The sequence below is a fragment of the Pseudomonas soli genome (assembly GCF_021283165.2).
Lineage (GTDB): Bacteria > Pseudomonadota > Gammaproteobacteria > Pseudomonadales > Pseudomonadaceae > Aquipseudomonas > Aquipseudomonas soli.
Genome location: NZ_CP128543.1, coordinates 3533910 through 3550317 on the forward strand (window position 1 = coordinate 3533910; position 16408 = coordinate 3550317).

The 16408-nt window shown below is 60.1% G+C and carries 24 protein-coding genes; 4 read left to right on the forward strand and 20 right to left on the reverse strand.

All coding sequences use genetic code 11. The annotated features are described in order from the left end of the window. Window positions 1-9: 9 nt before the first annotated feature. From LU688_RS16360 to LU688_RS16380, 5 genes are read right to left on the reverse strand one after another with little or no spacing between them, the layout of a single operon-like run. Window positions 10-1101 carry a minor capsid protein gene (locus tag LU688_RS16360; protein WP_023628593.1) on the reverse strand — a complete coding sequence of 364 codons (1092 nt, stop codon included), beginning with the start codon at window positions 1099-1101 and terminating at the stop codon, window positions 10-12. After that, window positions 1028-2479: a DUF4055 domain-containing protein gene (locus tag LU688_RS16365; protein WP_232888193.1), complete on the reverse strand. Its 1452-nt coding sequence runs from the start codon at window positions 2477-2479 to the stop codon at window positions 1028-1030. Before LU688_RS16365 ends, LU688_RS16360 begins: the two co-directional genes overlap by 74 nt. Beyond that, complete coding sequence (locus tag LU688_RS16370; RefSeq protein WP_232888192.1) at window positions 2479-3807, reverse strand: terminase large subunit; 1329 nt, start codon at window positions 3805-3807, stop codon at window positions 2479-2481. Before LU688_RS16370 ends, LU688_RS16365 begins: the two co-directional genes overlap by 1 nt. Then, on the reverse strand, window positions 3782-4258 hold the full coding sequence (locus tag LU688_RS16375; protein WP_096010282.1) for a DUF2280 domain-containing protein: 477 nt from the start codon (window positions 4256-4258) through the stop codon (window positions 3782-3784). The genes LU688_RS16370 and LU688_RS16375 overlap by 26 nt, the downstream gene beginning before the upstream one ends. Before the next feature lie 31 nt (window positions 4259-4289). Continuing rightward, window positions 4290-4886 (reverse strand): putative metallopeptidase, encoded by a 597-nt coding sequence (locus LU688_RS16380; protein ID WP_232888191.1) that lies wholly within the window; start codon window positions 4884-4886, stop codon window positions 4290-4292. An 85-nt stretch (window positions 4887-4971) separates the two neighbouring features. On the opposite strand from LU688_RS16380, the gene LU688_RS16385 reads away from it, so the two are divergent. Continuing rightward, the gene (locus tag LU688_RS16385) at window positions 4972-5421 is read left to right on the forward strand and encodes a hypothetical protein (RefSeq protein WP_232888190.1); all 450 of its coding nucleotides are present in this window, start codon (window positions 4972-4974) and stop codon (window positions 5419-5421) included. Window positions 5422-5446: 25 nt separating this feature from the next. On the opposite strand, the gene LU688_RS16390 is transcribed toward LU688_RS16385, so the two are convergent. From LU688_RS16390 to LU688_RS16455, 14 genes are all read right to left on the reverse strand, one after another. After that, entirely contained in the window at window positions 5447-5875 is a 429-nt protein-coding gene (locus tag LU688_RS16390) for an Ntn hydrolase family protein (protein WP_232888189.1), read from the reverse strand. 48 nt (window positions 5876-5923) lie between these two features. Beyond that, window positions 5924-6235, reverse strand: a complete 312-nt coding sequence (locus LU688_RS16395) for a hypothetical protein (RefSeq protein ID WP_023628599.1) — start codon at window positions 6233-6235, stop codon at window positions 5924-5926. After that, window positions 6232-6561 carry a hypothetical protein gene (locus tag LU688_RS16400; RefSeq protein ID WP_023628600.1) on the reverse strand — a complete coding sequence of 110 codons (330 nt, stop codon included), beginning with the start codon at window positions 6559-6561 and terminating at the stop codon, window positions 6232-6234. The genes LU688_RS16395 and LU688_RS16400 overlap by 4 nt, the downstream gene beginning before the upstream one ends. Before the next feature lie 191 nt (window positions 6562-6752). Further along, window positions 6753-7085 (reverse strand): hypothetical protein, encoded by a 333-nt coding sequence (locus LU688_RS16405; RefSeq protein WP_023628601.1) that lies wholly within the window; start codon window positions 7083-7085, stop codon window positions 6753-6755. 338 nt (window positions 7086-7423) lie between these two features. Continuing rightward, complete coding sequence (locus LU688_RS16410; RefSeq protein ID WP_160290754.1) at window positions 7424-7933, reverse strand: acyloxyacyl hydrolase; 510 nt, start codon at window positions 7931-7933, stop codon at window positions 7424-7426. Window positions 7934-8213: 280 nt separating this feature from the next. Then, window positions 8214-8903 carry a hypothetical protein gene (locus LU688_RS16415; RefSeq protein ID WP_232888188.1) on the reverse strand — a complete coding sequence of 230 codons (690 nt, stop codon included), beginning with the start codon at window positions 8901-8903 and terminating at the stop codon, window positions 8214-8216. After that, window positions 8900-9502 (reverse strand): recombination protein NinG, encoded by a 603-nt coding sequence (locus LU688_RS16420; protein WP_232888187.1) that lies wholly within the window; start codon window positions 9500-9502, stop codon window positions 8900-8902. Before LU688_RS16420 ends, LU688_RS16415 begins: the two co-directional genes overlap by 4 nt. Beyond that, complete coding sequence (locus tag LU688_RS16425; protein ID WP_232888186.1) at window positions 9502-9750, reverse strand: hypothetical protein; 249 nt, start codon at window positions 9748-9750, stop codon at window positions 9502-9504. The genes LU688_RS16420 and LU688_RS16425 overlap by 1 nt, the downstream gene beginning before the upstream one ends. After that, complete coding sequence (locus tag LU688_RS16430; protein ID WP_232888185.1) at window positions 9747-10217, reverse strand: hypothetical protein; 471 nt, start codon at window positions 10215-10217, stop codon at window positions 9747-9749. Before LU688_RS16430 ends, LU688_RS16425 begins: the two co-directional genes overlap by 4 nt. Next, a complete protein-coding gene (locus tag LU688_RS16435) occupies window positions 10214-10432 on the reverse strand; it encodes a hypothetical protein (RefSeq protein WP_232888184.1) in 219 nt (72 codons plus the stop codon). The genes LU688_RS16430 and LU688_RS16435 overlap by 4 nt, the downstream gene beginning before the upstream one ends. 169 nt (window positions 10433-10601) lie before the next feature. Then, on the reverse strand, window positions 10602-11408 hold the full coding sequence (locus LU688_RS16440) for a hypothetical protein (protein ID WP_232888183.1): 807 nt from the start codon (window positions 11406-11408) through the stop codon (window positions 10602-10604). Further along, entirely contained in the window at window positions 11395-12399 is a 1005-nt protein-coding gene (locus LU688_RS16445) for a phage replication protein (protein WP_232888182.1), read from the reverse strand. Before LU688_RS16445 ends, LU688_RS16440 begins: the two co-directional genes overlap by 14 nt. A gap of 350 nt (window positions 12400-12749) precedes the next feature. Then, the gene (locus tag LU688_RS16450; protein ID WP_139671778.1) at window positions 12750-12938 is read right to left on the reverse strand and encodes a hypothetical protein; all 189 of its coding nucleotides are present in this window, start codon (window positions 12936-12938) and stop codon (window positions 12750-12752) included. 31 nt (window positions 12939-12969) lie between these two features. Further along, window positions 12970-13167: a Cro/CI family transcriptional regulator gene (locus LU688_RS16455; RefSeq protein ID WP_054881791.1), complete on the reverse strand. Its 198-nt coding sequence runs from the start codon at window positions 13165-13167 to the stop codon at window positions 12970-12972. Window positions 13168-13282: 115 nt separating this feature from the next. Here LU688_RS16455 and LU688_RS16460 point away from each other — a divergent pair, with 115 nt between their 5' ends. The 3 genes from LU688_RS16460 to LU688_RS16470 all read left to right on the forward strand — a co-directional run bounded on the left by LU688_RS16460 (window position 13283) and on the right by LU688_RS16470 (window position 15615). Beyond that, window positions 13283-14077: a LexA family transcriptional regulator gene (locus LU688_RS16460; RefSeq protein WP_232888181.1), complete on the forward strand. Its 795-nt coding sequence runs from the start codon at window positions 13283-13285 to the stop codon at window positions 14075-14077. A 37-nt stretch (window positions 14078-14114) separates the two neighbouring features. Next, window positions 14115-15116, forward strand: coding sequence for a hypothetical protein (locus tag LU688_RS16465; RefSeq protein WP_232888180.1), 1002 nt, complete (start codon window positions 14115-14117; stop codon window positions 15114-15116). A 73-nt stretch (window positions 15117-15189) separates the two neighbouring features. Next, window positions 15190-15615, forward strand: coding sequence for a hypothetical protein (locus LU688_RS16470; RefSeq protein WP_232888179.1), 426 nt, complete (start codon window positions 15190-15192; stop codon window positions 15613-15615). Between the two features lie 51 nt (window positions 15616-15666). Here LU688_RS16470 and LU688_RS16475 read toward each other — a convergent pair whose 3' ends face one another. After that, window positions 15667-16275: a hypothetical protein gene (locus tag LU688_RS16475; RefSeq protein WP_232888178.1), complete on the reverse strand. Its 609-nt coding sequence runs from the start codon at window positions 16273-16275 to the stop codon at window positions 15667-15669. Between the last annotated feature and the right edge of the window lie 133 nt (window positions 16276-16408).

The window sequence follows — 16408 nt, forward strand, 5'->3', positions numbered from 1 at the left end:
GATGCTACCTCAGATCCCCGCCCGCTCGAACGCTAGCGGCTCCAGTTCTTTGAGCTGCTCCAGCGTCAGAGGTTTGAAGTTCTTGTCCAGTTGCAGCGCGGCAAAACGCTCGGCCGTCAGGCCGCCATCGCGGAAGAGCTTGCCGCGCACCGGCCCAAGCGCGGCATCCTGGAAGGCCGCTGGCTGCGTTTTGAGCCACTGGTAGTAGCTGAGGCTTGCCGATACCTGCCCGCCACCATCAGCACCCACGGCTGCCCTCGTGGCAGCCTGCCCGAACAGCGCTGATAACCTGGTGATCGGCGTGATGGTCGTCCGGCAGTGAATGTGGAACGGGGGCACAGGCCCCTTGCCCATCTCGTACTCTCTGCCATCGAGGCTGCGGCACTGCACGCTGGTCTTCCGGTCCAGCGTGGCGACGATCCGATATCCAGGCACCACCTCGGTATTCGCCCTGAGCGTTTCCATGCGCGCCGTGGCGGCCACATGCTGGACTGCGGTCTGAACGACTGCCCGAGCACTCCGGTTCGTGACGGCCAGCACACCGTCCGTGAAGTTCTGCGCGGCGGTGCCGCGCACGGCCTGGGTGATCTCGGCGTTGGTCTGGCCCTGGACGACACCCATCCGGATGGCGTTGGTGACCCTGTCAGCTTCGGTTCGGGTCCATCCGTTCAGGAACGGCTTGAGCAGCTTGCCGCCATCGACGCCGGCCACCTGCAGCGGCTGCGTGTTTATCGCCGCCCTGAGAAGCGAGTCCGCCGGCATGACCGCATCGATAAGCAGCGCCTTGGCCAAGCTTCGGCCCTCGAACGCTGCTTCGTACTGCGCGATGTCCACCAGGTCGGACTGCATCCGATCGCTGAAGGCCCTGTAGATCTCCAGCAGCTTGCCGCCCACCCGCCCCAGGAACTCTTCCAGCCGGCTCCGGCCGTAGGTGGTCAGCTCCTTGCGGGTGAGCTGGTCACGAACATGGCTGTCAGCCCGGCGCAGGTAGGTCTCGAACTTCTTGACCTCGCCAGCCTTGAGCCGCTCAAGCAGTACCGAGTGGCGGCTGACCTGCTCCAGCAGCTTCTCGTCCGCCGTTTGCTCCGGTTTCGTCGCCATCGTCTTTGTCCAAGTTAACGCCGCCTGCGCCGTGGTCGTCGCCGATCAGTTCGGCCTCTTCGTCGTAGGGGTGCTCGGGAAGCTTCCCAGTAGTGAGGTATTGCCAGTAGGTCTCGGCGCTGATGGTGCCGGCCATGACGCTCTTTTGCAGTTCAGCCAGCACCTGGGCGTTGACCTCAGGGGTCACGAACTCAGGCTTGACCGTGAAGACCACCTCGTCCGGGTTGAAACCGGTCCACTCTGCGGCGTACCGAAGGGCCTGTTCGATCGCCTCTGCGGCGGTGATGACGATGCTGTGCAGGGTGGCGTGCTGGTCGTTCTGCCTGGTCTTGCGAGCCTCGCCCGATTCGGTGCCTGAGATGTCCATGACCTTGGCGCCCGCTTCGAGAGCGGCGTTCTTCTGGTCTTCCATCGCTTTGCGGACAGCTTCGATGCCGGCGCCCTGGAACTCCAAGTAGCCACACTGGCCTTTCGGGCCGAGATCCCATGCCGCAGAGGGCCCGGTCACGCTGAGCTCCACGCTCTCGTCCAAGCCGGATACCCACGGCTGCGGGTGGCTGGTCTGATGCAGGGCAGTGAAGTAGTCGGCGCTCAGCTGGTAGGACTTCAGCGCGGCCCTGGCCATGGTCAGCAACGGGATCTCGTCCACGTCGGGCGAGTTGTCGGTGGAGCCGCAGTAGATGACGGGGATGTAGCCCAGGCCGCGCACCAGGTTGTTGTTGCCGTCTACTGTGCCCAGGGGGCGATCCTCCTCGATCAGCTCGCCAGCCTCGTTGCGCACGCCTGTGCGGCAGACCACGCCATCCATGTAGAACTCGCGGTACACCGTCTCGCACTCGTGGCTGTAGCGATCCTGCTCCTTGCGCCGGAACTCACGGAACACCGACAGCACCAGGTCCTGGCGCCCACCTTGATCGGCGGTGTCCCAGTTGATGGCGTTGCGCACCGCGTAGGTGGCGAAGTACGGCTGGCCCTGGTCATCGATATTGACCACCAGCGGCACTCGCCCATGGGAGATGGCCTGGCGCACGATCCGCAGGAACAGCTGGGTCAGGCCGAAGCCATCCGCCGTGGCGTTGTCCTCCAGACCCTTCAGGCCCGAGGGCAACTTCACCTCGGGAATCAGCCGGGAGACTAGGCCCATCATCGAGCGCAGCGAATCTCGCACCCAGTGCTCGTACTGGGCCCGGTCGGTGTAGTTCCGGTAAAGGTAGGCATTGCCGGCGCCGTCCAGCTTCTCGGCCTCGATCATGCCGCTAGGCTTGGGCAGATTGCGCGGGCTGCGCTTGATGGCGCCTTCGCCCTCCAGGGCGTCGTCCATCATCCGCCACTCTTCGATGTGAGCGTCGTAGTCTGGGTTGGTGGATTGAACAGGCATTACGCCAAACCTCCGATGCGGCGGGTGCCGGCGGACTGAGTCTTGATCGGGAACCGCTTGGCGATGAAGTAGCCGGCAGCGTCGTTCATGTGGTCGTGCCCCTTCTTGGGGTCCTTGTCCGGCTCACCTTTGTCGGTGTAGGTCTGCCGTTCCAGACACTGAGTCAGTTGCGGGCACTGGTCGATGTTGACCTTCATGCGCCGCTCCCCGTAGGTGTTGAGAAACATGGCGTTGACCGCATTGATACGGTCCTTCACGCCGGGGTTCTGTGAGTCGACCACGACGGTGAAGCCGGCCTTCTTAAGCAGCGACAGGTCCGACTCGCTGGCGTTCTTGCTGCTGGTGTTCTGGCCGCTGGCGTCCGGGTACACGGAAACGCTGTGCCCGGAAAAGCGGACCTTGATCTTCTCGATCATCTCGGGCGTGTCGCGCACTGAGTGGAACTCGTCCAGCGCCAGCGGCAACCCTTCACGAACCACGTACACAACCGCGGCCATCTTCATGACGTTGAAGTCCATACCGATGTGGATAGCCTCGCCTGGCTTGATGCGCTCGCTGGTGCGGCATTCAACCCGGTCGAACGTGTAGTAGACGACCCCGGCATAGTTCTCGAACCCGGCCTCATATTCCTGGCGGAACGTGCGCGGGTCCATCTTGCGTCGAGCGGCGTCCAGCTCATCGGCTGGGACGTTACCACCCTGCAGTGAGGTGTATTGCCAGCTCTTATGGTCCGGCTCCCCGCCCGGCTGCCCGTCGCGGTAGGTGTCGTAGCAGTGGTTGAACCCCTTCGGAGTGCCGATTCGCAGCGCATGCCCGCCTTTGCGCGACTCTCCGGTCTGGGGAATCGTGTACTGGCAGGTCGAGAGCATCGGCCTGAGCACTTCTTCCCAAGCTGCCCACGGACAGTCCGCCCATTCGTCCACCAAGACGAAGAACAGGCCCGAGCCCCGCAGATTGTCGTAATTGTCCAGGCCGACCACGCGCATGATGTGGCCGGACTTGAGGGTGATCGAGCACTCGGTCTCGTTCGGTCGGGCAGCGCGCCAGGCCTCAGGGATGGCCTGCTTCAGGCGCCGCCAGAAGACCCGCTTGGCCTGCTTAAACGTCGGCGCGCCATACCAGATCTCGTCCTCGACGCTCACTCCCCATTCCGCAGCCAGTCGGGCCGCGCGGCGCATCTCAGCCTTGCCGAGGAAGGTCTTGCCAAACCGCCTCCCGCACACCGCGTCACGGAAGCGGGCCTGGGGCTGGAAACCCCAGCAGTAGATGTTCGCCTGCTTCGGAGTCAGCTTTACCGGCGGGTCATAGGTACGGGGTAGTCGGGACACCTTCGTCTGGCTCCAGCTTGTACTCAGCAACGGCGTGCTGCTGGTCCGCCTGGGAGCCCAGGGGCTTGTCGGGTTCGATCTTGCGGTTGACGTACATGTCGCCGCACTCCTTGGCCGCCTGCTCGTACAGTTGCGCCGTCAGTGCCAGGTTCCGCATTCCTTCGGCTTTGTCAGCCATCCGATTGAGGCCGCGCAGACGGTAGGCCTTGTTGGCGATGGGAATTTCAGTGATGTCTTCGCGGAAGCGCTTGCGAGTGTCTTCGAACAGCTGCTTCCACTTGGCGGCTAACCCCTTCCCAGAAACCTTCGTGGGGTCGTGCGACTCGATTTGCTGTCGGGTGATGGTCAAGCCGAATTCCTTTTGGACCGACTCGGCCACCTGGGAGGGCGTATCGAAGCAGGCCAAGGCCTGAATTACGAAGACCTTCACCTCACTTGATAGGGCTGCCATAGGCGATCATCCGTCCAAACCTGTCCAAAAATCAGGCCGACTTCAGTAGACAGGTTCCGCAGGCCCTTGAAATGTTGATCTTGGCCACCTCAGGCGGCCGGCTTGCAGCGTCTATTAGCTGCTGGACTTCTTCGCTGGCACCGTAGCGCCGTACCACACCGACGAACTCTTCGACGTCGTGGCCGCGAAGGTAGAGCTTGGGCATCCCGTCCTGCCTGAACTTGGGGGCGCCATGCTCATCGGTCGCCTGGGCGATGTGGTACAACTCGTGTTCGACCAGGGCGCAGAACTCAGCGTCGGTGCACTGGTAGCAGTAATCGGCAGCCAGGGTGATGAGGTAGTCCGGCTCTTCACCGAACCATTCCCGCATCTGTTGCTCTTGCCGAGCCTTCTGCCATCCACCAGCTCGGAACATAAGCTGCTCAGCCTGGCCAAGGACGACCTGCCCCTGCTTGGCGAACCCGCTGGACGCCCACAGCACGCCGATGTTGGCATCGATCAGGTGGGCGTGATCTGGATTGTGGATGCTGCCGGTGTCGGCGAGGATTTCGCTCTGCACCCAATCCCAAACATCGGCGGCCGGGCTCAGGCTCAGCCAAAGCGATTTGAGCAGATCACCTGGCGGCATTGGTCTGCTCATTGGGCACCTAAATCTTGAAATGATGGCGTGTTGCCGGTATTTGTAGCGCCCCTATTAGAAAGGACGCTCCATCATGCTCTTCGCTAAAGCCATTCCCCTCGCCATTTCCGCTATTGGCGTATCACTTCTCGCGGGCTGCGCCATGCGGCCTCCGGCAACCTGGACCGATAAAGGTACCGGTGCCATAGCGACGCAAAAGGGGTTCATTAACTGCTACACAGACGCAAATCTGATCGATGGCAAGCGTACAGAGGGAACAATCTGCGCTACTCCAGCCACTGGTTTCTTAGGTGATGGCGAGCCTGGGGTCTTTGCTGGAGTTGGATACGGCCAACCGTTCAAGCTTGAAATCAGCAAAACCTTTCAAGGTTTCAAACTGCCTTTCGGTGATCGGACCGGGCTGCTGAAATGCGCTCCATTGAAAACCGAGCCAGGCAAGATCATTCCTGAATCCGTCTGTACGCTGACCCTCAACGATCAGAAACTGGTGAGTGCCAAGATCATCTTTGACGGCATGAACTGAACAAGAAGATTGCACCGCGACACACCTACCCAGCGACACAAAACGTCACGATCTGGCCGCCGGTGTAGATGTCGCGCTTCATGGCGGCGCGCACCGCTTCTTCGGCACTTGCGCCCATATCCATTGCGGCCAGGGCGTATGCTGATCCGCTGCCGATAGCGTCAGGGTTGGCCGGGTCGGGGTCCTGCTTCCAGACTCCGGTCTTGTCGTCGTGACCGACCATGATGAGCCTTCCGCCATCAACGGCATAGCCGGAGCACTCGACAGGCACCGGCGACGGAGTGCCGAAGTAGGCCGCAATCAGGGCCTTCTCATCGCACACGGCGCCGGACAGGAAGAAGCTGACCCCATCAACGATCTGGCACTTCACAACGTCATCCGAGACGATCGAGCCGCCGCGGGTCTGGCGGGAGTCGCAGGCGATTACGCCGTCCTTGTAAGCAATGGTAGTCATTCAGTTCTCCGCGCCACGAAACGGCGCACCTCGATTTTGTGGCGCGGATTACTCCGCCGGCTTGCAGCGCTCGCAGTCCAAGTGCCGACAGATCCAGCGCTTGACCCGTGGCCACCAGGTGACCATGAAGATGTGCCGGACGCCAGCCATGGCCAGGGTCGTGTGCAAGGTGAGCACCGCAGTGGTCTGGCCGAAGAATAGGCTCTGGTTGCGGGCGGTGACGACGAATCCGCTGATGGCGATCGCTGAATAGATCAGCTTGCCGATCACCCCGTCGCGCACCCTTCCGCTCAGCACGCACCAGATTGCCCAGAAGGCGATCAGGCCGCAGGCGATGGTGTTGATGGTTTCAAGGCTCATGGCTGGTTGCCTCCCCCGAACCTCTGGCGGATGAGCGCCCAAAGGTCAGCGGCTTTGATTGCTCGGTTGATGGCGGCAAGTAGGGAGCCACCGAAGGTGCCGAGCAGGAAGCCAACACCAGCGACGGTATTCGGCTCGGTGACGCCCAGGTATGAACTGACCATCCCCGTCAGGTACAGCGCGCATGCCACACCGGTGATCAGGAAGATCATCCATGCGCGCCAGTCGGTCAGGTCGTCTTTGTGCCACCAACTGGCGACGATAACCCCGAATAGGCCCGCAATTAGCAGATCAAGCCTGTCGAGCAGGCGATGAAAATTCTCCATGCGCTCGACTCCGGGGGCATGCTTAGAATGGGTAGCCTAGGCAGCACTCCCTGCTCAGAGCGAAGAGTGCGGCGGGACCGAAAAGAAAAGGCCCAGCGCGATGGCAAGACCTGGAAGTTTTACTTGAGCTAGAGTCGCACTTTTCTGCTAAGAGCCCCCACGCTATGGGGGCCCAAAGCATTCAGCAGAGCTTACGCAACAGTGCCATCAGGGTTCAGAAAGTCCCAGCGAATGAGAGCCGGAATGTTGTAGGTCTGGGTGAGCTGCATATAAACCCCAAGCCCGGCAGGAATGATGATGGGCTGAAAGTCCGCCTCACCCTGAGAAATGATAGGCAGATCCCTGGACGAGGTAGTCGTCGGGGCTGTCACGCCAACGCTTACGATGTTATTGGCCCAGGTACGCAGATCGTATAGCACAATGCCGTTAACATTTTCTTCTGGCGTAAACAGCGTGCCAACTTTGGCGGCCATACCGCTGAAGGACAGATTTTTGAAGTGCTTGCCGAGGACTCGTACAGTCATTTTGTCACCTATTGAGTTGAATGATTAATCGCGGAGAATTCCGCTTTCATGTCGCTCAAAGGCGATTGCTCGAAGCTCAGGGCCTTCACTCGTTCCACCAGGTCAGCAATACCAGCTGGCTCTCACTGCCTTGTACACGAGGAGTGGAAAGACTATCTCAGCAAAATACTGGATATGCAACCAGTAACTGCTCTAGCCACCCGCATCCACGGCCAGAAGGCCTCACCCGACCGGCCCGGTCACGTCATCGACAGTCCAGAAACGAAAAAGCCCCAGCGGATGCCAGGGCCCGGGAGCAAAATACGCGCACAAGGCGGGCATTTCGGGAAATTGCTGATTCAAATCTGATGGCTGTAGAAGAGTGAGTACGACTCGATACCGTCGTTGGGCTGCTTGATGCCAGCGTTGGAATAGTGAATAGCTCGGATGCCCACCTTCTGGGTCTCGCCGATCTTCAGGCCGGCACCGATCCGGTCTTCGAAGTTGAACGCCGAACCGAATTCCTGATCGCCTGCGGATGTGCCGGAGAACACCGCCACACCGATGCCCGCTTCAACGAATGGCTTCACGTTGCCGCTGCCGAATTCGTAAACAAAGACCGGGGAGAAAGACAGCGAATGCGCACCACCAGAAGCATCGCCTGCTTCCCAGTAGGTGTAGCCCGCATCCCAGTAGCCAGTGAGGCGCCCGGTGCTCGACTCGAACCAGGACTTATCCCAGTTAAAGCCAAGGCCGACGCGGGCGGTAATGCCACCTTGGCCCGTTGCGCCGATGGCACCGGACAGTTCGGCAGCGCCAGCTGACACGGCAAAGAGGCTGAACACCGCCGCAGCGATGAATGTTTTCATAATCACGGTCTTCCATGGTTGTTTGTAAGCAAACTATCAGAAGCAAAGTGACATCAAAACGTTCAACACCCTGAAACATTTTTTTTGGCGTCTATGGCGCGAAGCTTGGCCGAAATGACGATCTGCGCTTTATATGCGTGAAAGACCCGTGCTAGACGAGTCCAAGCGCTTTCCTACGGGCAACAAAAAGCCCGACGCGATGGCCGGGCTTTGTGCGTCACTCCTCAACACGCGCAGGAATGACAGGATGAGCAAATAATGTTGCATCGTTGCACGAGTGTCAAGCGGCATCTGCCATCAAGATGCCTTCGTCCTCCAGGATCTTGCCGGCGGCCACTAGGGCCTCGGCCACCATCTCATCCAGCACGCTCTCGATAGCCTTCTTCCACCGCCAGTAGGTGGTCCGATTCAGGCCCTGGCCGTCCCAGGTGTTGATGTCGTAGAACTCGGCCGGCAGAACAATCATGTCGGTGGAGCGCTTCACGTACTGCTCGCGGCGCGCCTGGCCCGCCTCCTCAGGCATCTCTCCGCCCGCCAGGTGCTTGGTCACGCCTGCATGCAGCGAGTCGAACTCTGCGCGCTCACGGGCCGCCCGGCTGGCCACCTCATGCCCAGACTGCGCCTGCACGCCCCTCACTGGCGGGATGGCCCAGGCAGTGACTGCCTTGTACCGGAACAGGTTCGGCGCCTGTGTCGCGATCAGCGGCACCAGCTTGCCGATGGCTTCCACCTTCTTGGCCTTGTGGGTCGAGAACCTGGCCGTCAGCGCATTCCAGTGCCGCGGGATCAGCTTGCTGTGCAGGCGGGCGTGCACCCAGCAATCCACCAGCATGGCTGCATCCTTGCCGGTGATCTCGCCCTTGAGCTTCGAGGCCTGGACCTTCGGCTCGAAGTCGCAACCGCCGGCGCCGGTCATGGTATCGGCGGCCAGCGCGCGCACTACCGCGGACATCACGTTCTGGTACTTCATGCTGCTGCCCTCCGTAGGTCTTTGAGTTTTTGCCTGTACAGGGCCTTGATGGCCTGCAGATCTTCGATGGTCAGGCGCTGGGGCTTATGAGGCCCTTCGAGCCAATCAACCTGGTCGGCGCCGATGCGCTTCACCAACCGGATGCGGTACTCGACCGCGTTGCCCGAGAGGTTCCGGTTGCACTTCACGCATTGGCGGTGGACGTTGAGCGGCTCGAACCGGAGTTCCGGGCAGGCACCCACCGACCGGTAGTGGCCGGCATCCCAGCGGCTGCCGGTGATGAGGTCGTGGTCGCTCGGGTTCGAGTCGCAGCTGATGCACGGCAGGCCGGCGTCGCGCTCGCGGATGTAGGCGTTGAACGCTGTCTGCGCCTCGGCCATGTGCTCGCGGCGGGTCTTCAGCTTCTCCCGGCGCTCCTGCAGGTCCTGGCGGGCCTGCTTGGTGATGGCCTTCGCCGCGATCTTCTGCAACGTGGGATCCTTGGCCATGGCCTTGGCACAGGCGATGCTGCACACCTTCTGCGTGGTCATGGTCGGCTTAAAGTGCTTGCCGCAACCTGGAGCCTTGCACTTTTTGGGCTTGATCTCCTTGGCGAGCATCAGCGTTCCTCCCGTTTCTGGCGCTGGTAGAAGCTCGTGACCACCTCGGCTAGGAACCGGCAGCCCATTTCACTCAAGCCGCTTGCGAAGTCCGCTGCCGCACCAGCGCGCCCCGCATACTCCTGGTCCAGGCGCTGGGCCACGGCGGAGCAGAACGATCCGATGTCCTCTGCGTCCATCTCCTTCACGACCTTATCTGCCGACAGGAACACGGTGGTTTGTGTTGTGATTCCAAGTCCGTCGCTCATGCCGCTTCCTCGCTCAGCAGGTCGCTGAAGACCACGCCCTGCGGCGCGAACTCAGCCACGATGCGGTCGGTGTACTGGCAGCCCTGGGCCCGGTCGAACAGCCGGGTGACCGGGAAGCCATCCGGCCCGAACATGGCGCACGGCCCCATCAGGCGAAGCTTCACCTCATACGGCAGGTGGATGAACGACTCGGCCCATCCTGTACGGAACTCCTCGCAGCCCGCGCGCATGATCGGCACGCCAAAGTGCAGCTTGCAGTACCGGCGCACGTCCTCGATGTCGCCCATCTCGGTGCTCTTGGCGATGCGGTCGTACATGGCGAACCACAGAGCGTTCTGGTCCAGGGTGCGGTCCTTGCCCGGGCGCATGCTGACGACGACGAACTTCTTGTCGCGGAACAGGCGGGTGAGCATGGTCACGGCCTCGGAGAGCTTTGCCTGGCAGTTGACGCTGATCTTCTCCGTCATACCGCCACCTCCTGCAGCTGCTTCTCCGCGTCACGCACCCGGGCGGTGAGCTGGCTGATCTCGTCCAGCAGGCCCAGCGCCACCTCCTCCACCGTCGAATCGCCGAGGAACTCGTCCAGGGCGTCCGTGTGGCGCTCGAGGGCATCACTGCCGGCACGCCAGGAGGCGACTACCGACCACAGCAGGGGCTGGAGCTTTTGCTTGTCGATGGTCATGGACGGTCTCCTTCCAGGCGAACGGTTAACTCAGCCATGCAGACCCCTTGATCAACACTTTTCAGATTTATAAAATCTCGCGCACCGGCCTCAAGCCCGTTGAAACCTTGCGGAAAAGTGTCATCGCGGGTGAGAGGCCGATCAGTTTTCCTGTTCAAGACTTCACTCTTCACACCCCCTCCCCGGCCGGTTGCCCGGCGCGCTTGATGTTCAACTGAGCAATGGCGACGCGTGTCTGTCGCTTGCGCAGATAGGTTTCGATGCGGCGGCGCTGGTCTTCCTTGGCGCGCTCGCGGTCTTTTTTGGCCTTGGCCGCCTTGAGGATGCAGCGCACTTCGGCGAGCTTTTCGCGGGTCTTGGCGCTGGCCTGCGGGCGCACTTCCCCTGTCAGCAGGCCGGCTATGGCCTGGCCGTCATCGGTGATGGGCGCGATGCGCAGGTCGGCCAGGTACTTGGCCCCGGTTTCCTGGGTGATGAGCTGGGCACGAACGGCTGACTCGATGGCCACCACGCGACGCCCGGCGTCATAGCCCAGCGACACTTCCCACTTGGCCGGCTGATCCTCGGCACGAGCGAAGCTGACCAAGCGCTCGTAGGCACTCATGAAGGCCATCCGGGCGCCGACCTTGTCGCCAGCCTCAAGGATCGGCTCGGAGGCGATCATGGCCTGGCGGATTTCAGTCGTGAGAACGACGGTCTCGTGCTCGTCACTGGCCGCCAGGGCGATCGACCACGCTTCATCCTTTCCGGGGCGGGTATCTGCCGCGTGGATGTGCTTGAGCACCATGCCGAGCGAAAGTCGCCCGGCAGGCTCTCTACGGCACGCACGCAGTGCGCCAATGATCACGCCAGGCTCATAGGCCGAAAGGTCCTCAGCGATGAGCCGAGCGCCTCCTGCGCTGATCGCTTGCCCCATTGCCTCGGCAGTGGCGCAGATGGCCACGGCCAATTCGGCTTGTTGGTCAGAGGAAAGCATTGCGCTTACCCCCTTGGCCGTTGCGGATCGCGTCTGCCGCTTCCTGAGCGGCGTTGACGTTCGCCTGGGTCTGCTCCTGCTGCCGGGCAGTGGTGGCGTTCATCTGGCGATTGGTGACCCACTGGGTGTGGTAGGCCTCGGCCTTGGCCAGCAGGTCGCCGAGGTTGTGACAGCCGTTGATCAAGCGGGAATCGTTGATCTTCAGGAAGAACGCCGCGACGTTGTGAGCCACATCGATGCCAAGGCGATCAACGAGTTGCCCGAGCTGACCTCCAGCTTTGGCGTTCCAGACGGGCCAAGCGTTGTAGCGCTTACGGTAGGCCATGGCGTAATTCGCCCAAGCTTTGTAGGTCTTGCAAGAGGTGTCTCGAGGCCCTGGCATATCCTCGGGGATTTCGCAGCGCGGCTCCTCACACTGAACCGGCATCACCCCGATCACCTTCGCGGCAGGTTGGCTGGGCGCAGCCGAGCCCTCCTGCAAACTGTGACTGGTACCCTGATTGGTATCCTGATTACTGGTTACATGATTTGTCGGAGATTTTTCCGACCTTGGCTCGGATTTTTTTCCGACCATGCTCGGAGATTTATCCGAGGTAGCTCGGATTTTTTTCCGAGGTGAAGGATCGGATTTCTTTCCGACCTTGTCGACTTCTGAGGTCGGAAATTTTTCCGACCCGTCTGCCTTGCGGTTCCACTCCTTTCCTTTGTCGGTGAGGCGAACCAATGTGACGCTGGAGGTACTCGAGAGAATGATAAGGCCCGCCTCAGCGAGCGCCTTCAGGAGTCGGTAAGCTGTGTCCGGTTTATCAGTAAGCAGAGGCAGCTCTTCGATAATTTTGGCTTTGCTGAGGGTGTAGAAAATCCCATCGTCCGTGCGCAACGGGTTCGCCCAACTTGGGACTTCGTAGACGAACGCGAACAGTAGCGCCTGCTGGGAGTTCAGACCCCACTCGAGAGCTTTGACCTGGTTGATCGTGATGGTGTACTGCATGTCAGTCCTGCCCAGCCGGCGTTTCCGACTCTGGGGGAACTGGGTTGCGATCAGGTGCACGGGTATGCATAATTTCCCCCGTATTGACGTTTGAAGAGCCGCCCCGCCAGGCGGCTTTTTTATGCCCGTGCTTCGGGCTTATCAGGGCCTGCTCAGTCCCTGCGGTGAAACGGTGCGACCGCTCCCCGCGGTTTGCGTGGTTTGGTTCGGCTGGCCAGCTCTCGACGGATTAGCTCGGCGGCAAGCGCGTCAGGTGTCACCCCGCGACGCGCCGCCTCCCGCTCCAGCTGCTCCATCGATTCTTGGTCCAGGCCAACTTGTTCAGTAGGCATGGGCCCTCCTCCGGGCCTTCAGGCCGCGCTCTGATCGCCGGTATTCTCCGAAGCCAGGGCGGCCAACTGAGCCTCCAGGAGCTCACGGCACAGCACAGCGCGCTGCGTGCGATGAAACGTCGCCAGCGCCTGGATCAAGTTGAACGTGTCCTCATCGACCCGGACCTTAATCTCGCGGTCATGCAGGTGATTGCGGTTGGCGTACATGCGGGGATTGCTCCTTGCGGGTTGGTGGGTGTCAGGCGGCTGACTTGCGGGCCGGAATGGGGCGGATCTCGTTCGCCTCAATGTGCCCGTCGTCGAAAATGGTGATTCGGATGTCACGCTTGGCGCGGAACATCTGAGATACGGCGCTCTGCTGGATCCCCAAGGCCTTGGCGAGGTCGCTCTGGGTTCCTTGCTCGGCCAGGTAATCCTCAAGGGATACAGTCTTCATCTGCTCTGCCTCATAGGGTTTGGCCGAATATTAGCACTGCTGTTTTACAATATTCAAGGACAAAGAGTAGCAGTGCTGTTTGCGTAATAATCAGCTGTGCTACTAAATCACGCGCATGAAAAAACCCATCAGAACCCCACTTTCAGCTGAGCAGCTCGCCGACGCGAAGCGGCTGCACGAGATTTACAAGCAGCGGGTGAAGGAGTCGCGGGCAGATCCGTCGAAGCAGGTCCTGACCCAGACCGAGGTTGGTGAGCGCTGCGAGTGGAGGTCCCCGCAGAGCACCGTTAGCCAGTACATGACTGGGAAGGTAGCTCTCAACCTCGAGGCGCTGGTTAAGCTGTCCCAGGCCTTGGACTTTGAGCCCTCCCAAGTGAGCCCTACCCTCGCCGCAGGCATCAGGCGCGCGTCAACTTCGATTGATCGCCATGCGGAAGCAGCAAACTCTCCGCTCCCGGATGGCTCCGACGAGGAGGAGCTTGATGGCAGGTATGCCTATGTTCCTCAGTACGATGCCAAGGCGGCCGCCGGCCTGGGCAGCGAGAACCCGCATGTAGAGATCCGTTCAACGCTGGCATTCAAACGCGAGTGGTTGAAGGTTAAGGGCGCCAAAGCGGACCAACTGATCGTGATTTATGCCGAAGGCGAGAGCATGTGGCCGACCATCAACAACGGAGACGTGCTGCTTGTAGACCGGTCCCGCATTGATCCTGTAGATGGGCAGGTATTCGTCCTTGCTGGGGCTGACGGCGCAATTGTGAAGCGCTTGGTGCAAGAACCACTTGGACAGTGGCTGCTCCGTAGCGATAACGACGACAAAGAAGAGCACCCGGACCGCTATCATTTGCGAAGCGACGGAAACGAGCACAGGATCATCGGGAAGGTGATCTGGCGCGGCGGTGATCTTTAGTCCCATAGCATCATAACCAGCCCTATAGGGATATTCTGTGGCAGACGCATTAAAGATCCGCAATGAAGACGACGCCTTCAAGGTGATTCAAGAATTTCTTGATGGGGCTCGCTTCAAGGGTGGCGTAGAGCTCGAGGGCTGGCCTAAGCTCAAGGTCCGCTTGGTCGGTGACAAATTTGAATCCAGCATCACGCCTAGCGTGATGAAGTCCTTCATTGAGCTGCAGAATGTCATCTACAAGTCATACGCCATTGCTCAGTACGACACAGATGACACTCGTCGTCTTTCCAAGGAGGAAAGAGACGAGCTTGAGATCGAGGTCAAGGTCGAGGAAGGATCTTCGATTTTCGAGGTCGACTTTCAAGAGGTCTTGATAAAATTTGCCGAGAAGGCAGGAGAGACGATGCCACCAGAATTGATGGTCGTGACGATATTGGGTCTGGGCGTGCTATGGGCTGGTAAAACCTCTTATGCAGCTTACCTCAACTATCGCAAGGACGTCAGGGCGGCAGAAGCTAAGACCGAGGAGCAACGAGACTCACTCGCTGCGATAGAGTCTCTCTCGAAGCAGGAGACGGCCAGGCTCGAAGTGCTCAACCGTCTACTGCTATCTCAACCCCGACTGGAGAGCGTCAGTCGCCAGGTTTATGATGCGCGCAACGAGATGCTGAAGGGCTTTTCGACCGCTGATGAAGCCACTGTGAGCGGAATCACAGTGTCCGGCGACATTGCCCAGGAGCTTGTAACCAATGCCCGCCGGAAGGCAGCCGAAAAGCGGCTGGATGGTTTCTATCGGATCGTCCGGGTCGACTCCTCAAATCCTGACGAGTTCAAGGTCAAGGTCAGGAAGCACCGGTCCACCGATGAGTTTGAAGCCATTGTGGAAGATACCTCGCTGAACGAGGAAAAGAAGGAGGTGCTGCAGTACGCCGAGTGGGAGCGAACCACGGTCTTTTTGAGCATCAATGCCAAGGTGCTTGATGGCGCGATAAAGCAGGCGATTGTCGTCGGAGTTGAGCGTCGAAATCCACCGGATTAAGGCCCGGGAAATCCAAACCGGCGCGATATCTGAGCCCTCGGGTGAGGAAAGCAAAATCTCAGGAAGAGCCAACATGCATAGATACTTGTCCTCCTCGCTTCTCGCCGCGATTCTTTGGTCAGGCCTGGCTCTCGCGGAGCCTACCTACATCGAAAAGATGACCGGCCTTCCTGCCATTTGCAGCCTTGACGCCATGCACGAAGAAACAAAGGTCTGGGCCGCTGAAAAAAAATTCGGGGAAGGTAGCAAGCACTGGTCGGACGCATTCCATCGCCGCCTGGAAGTGGTCAGGACCTGCGTAGAAGACGCCAAAGACAAGGGAAAGGTTTTGTATAAGGCCGAGGTTGATCGGCTTCCTTCCCTGAAGGCGGAGCTGGCTACCATGTACGTGTCGTGGCTCACGTACCTCGACCATCTCATTGACGACGACCGCGAAGCCTATGAGCGCCAGTATGAGCTTTCTGCGAATCAGCTGAAGGCCCAGGTCGACTCGATGTAGCTCAACCAGCACGCGAAAAGCCCGCCCAGCGCGGGCTTTTTTGTGGGTGGCTCAAAGCGATTCTGGACTGATTCCGATTGCTCTGAGGGAATCGCCCAGCGTTGAGTCAATCACCGCCTCTCCCGTGGTCGATGCTGCTTGATTGATCCCTACGGTGCGGTACTTCAGGATTTGCCCGGCCAACATCTGTTTAAGGATTTTCTTAGCTTTCTCGCCTCCGGTCACAGTGTACGGGCTCATCAACTGAGTGACATTGAGCATCGTCTGATCCTGGGTCTGCTTTATCAGGGCGGCCTGCTCGGGTGGAAGATTCAGGGAATATTGAGGCACTGCCGGCATCATGCTTACGGGCGTTTCCTGCGGAGTTATCGTCCAGGCCTCATTCTGGTCGATGCGCAGCTGAACCGTGCCGACCGGGATTTTGAACCTCCCACCAGACATCAGTCCCACATAGATCTCACCGCCCTCCTTCCTAACGACTGGATAGAAGTGAAGCGATCTCGTCACGATAGAGCCCGACGCTGGGAACTCGCTCGTAGTGACCATCATCGTGGTTTGATCCGTGAATTCGTCAGTGGTGCCAGTAGCCTGCCACGTTGGCCCCGCAGCGCACCCGCCCAGGGCTGCCGCTGTCGCCAATACCGCGATGATCCCTTTCATTCCTCTCTCCGAGCATTAAAGGGGCGCAGTGTAGCAGATGGCTACTACCGCCAGCCCGCGCCGCCATGTGCAACCCCGCCGCAGAAAAATATCAGCAGTGCTGTTGACTCACAAATAACAGCAGTGCTACTTT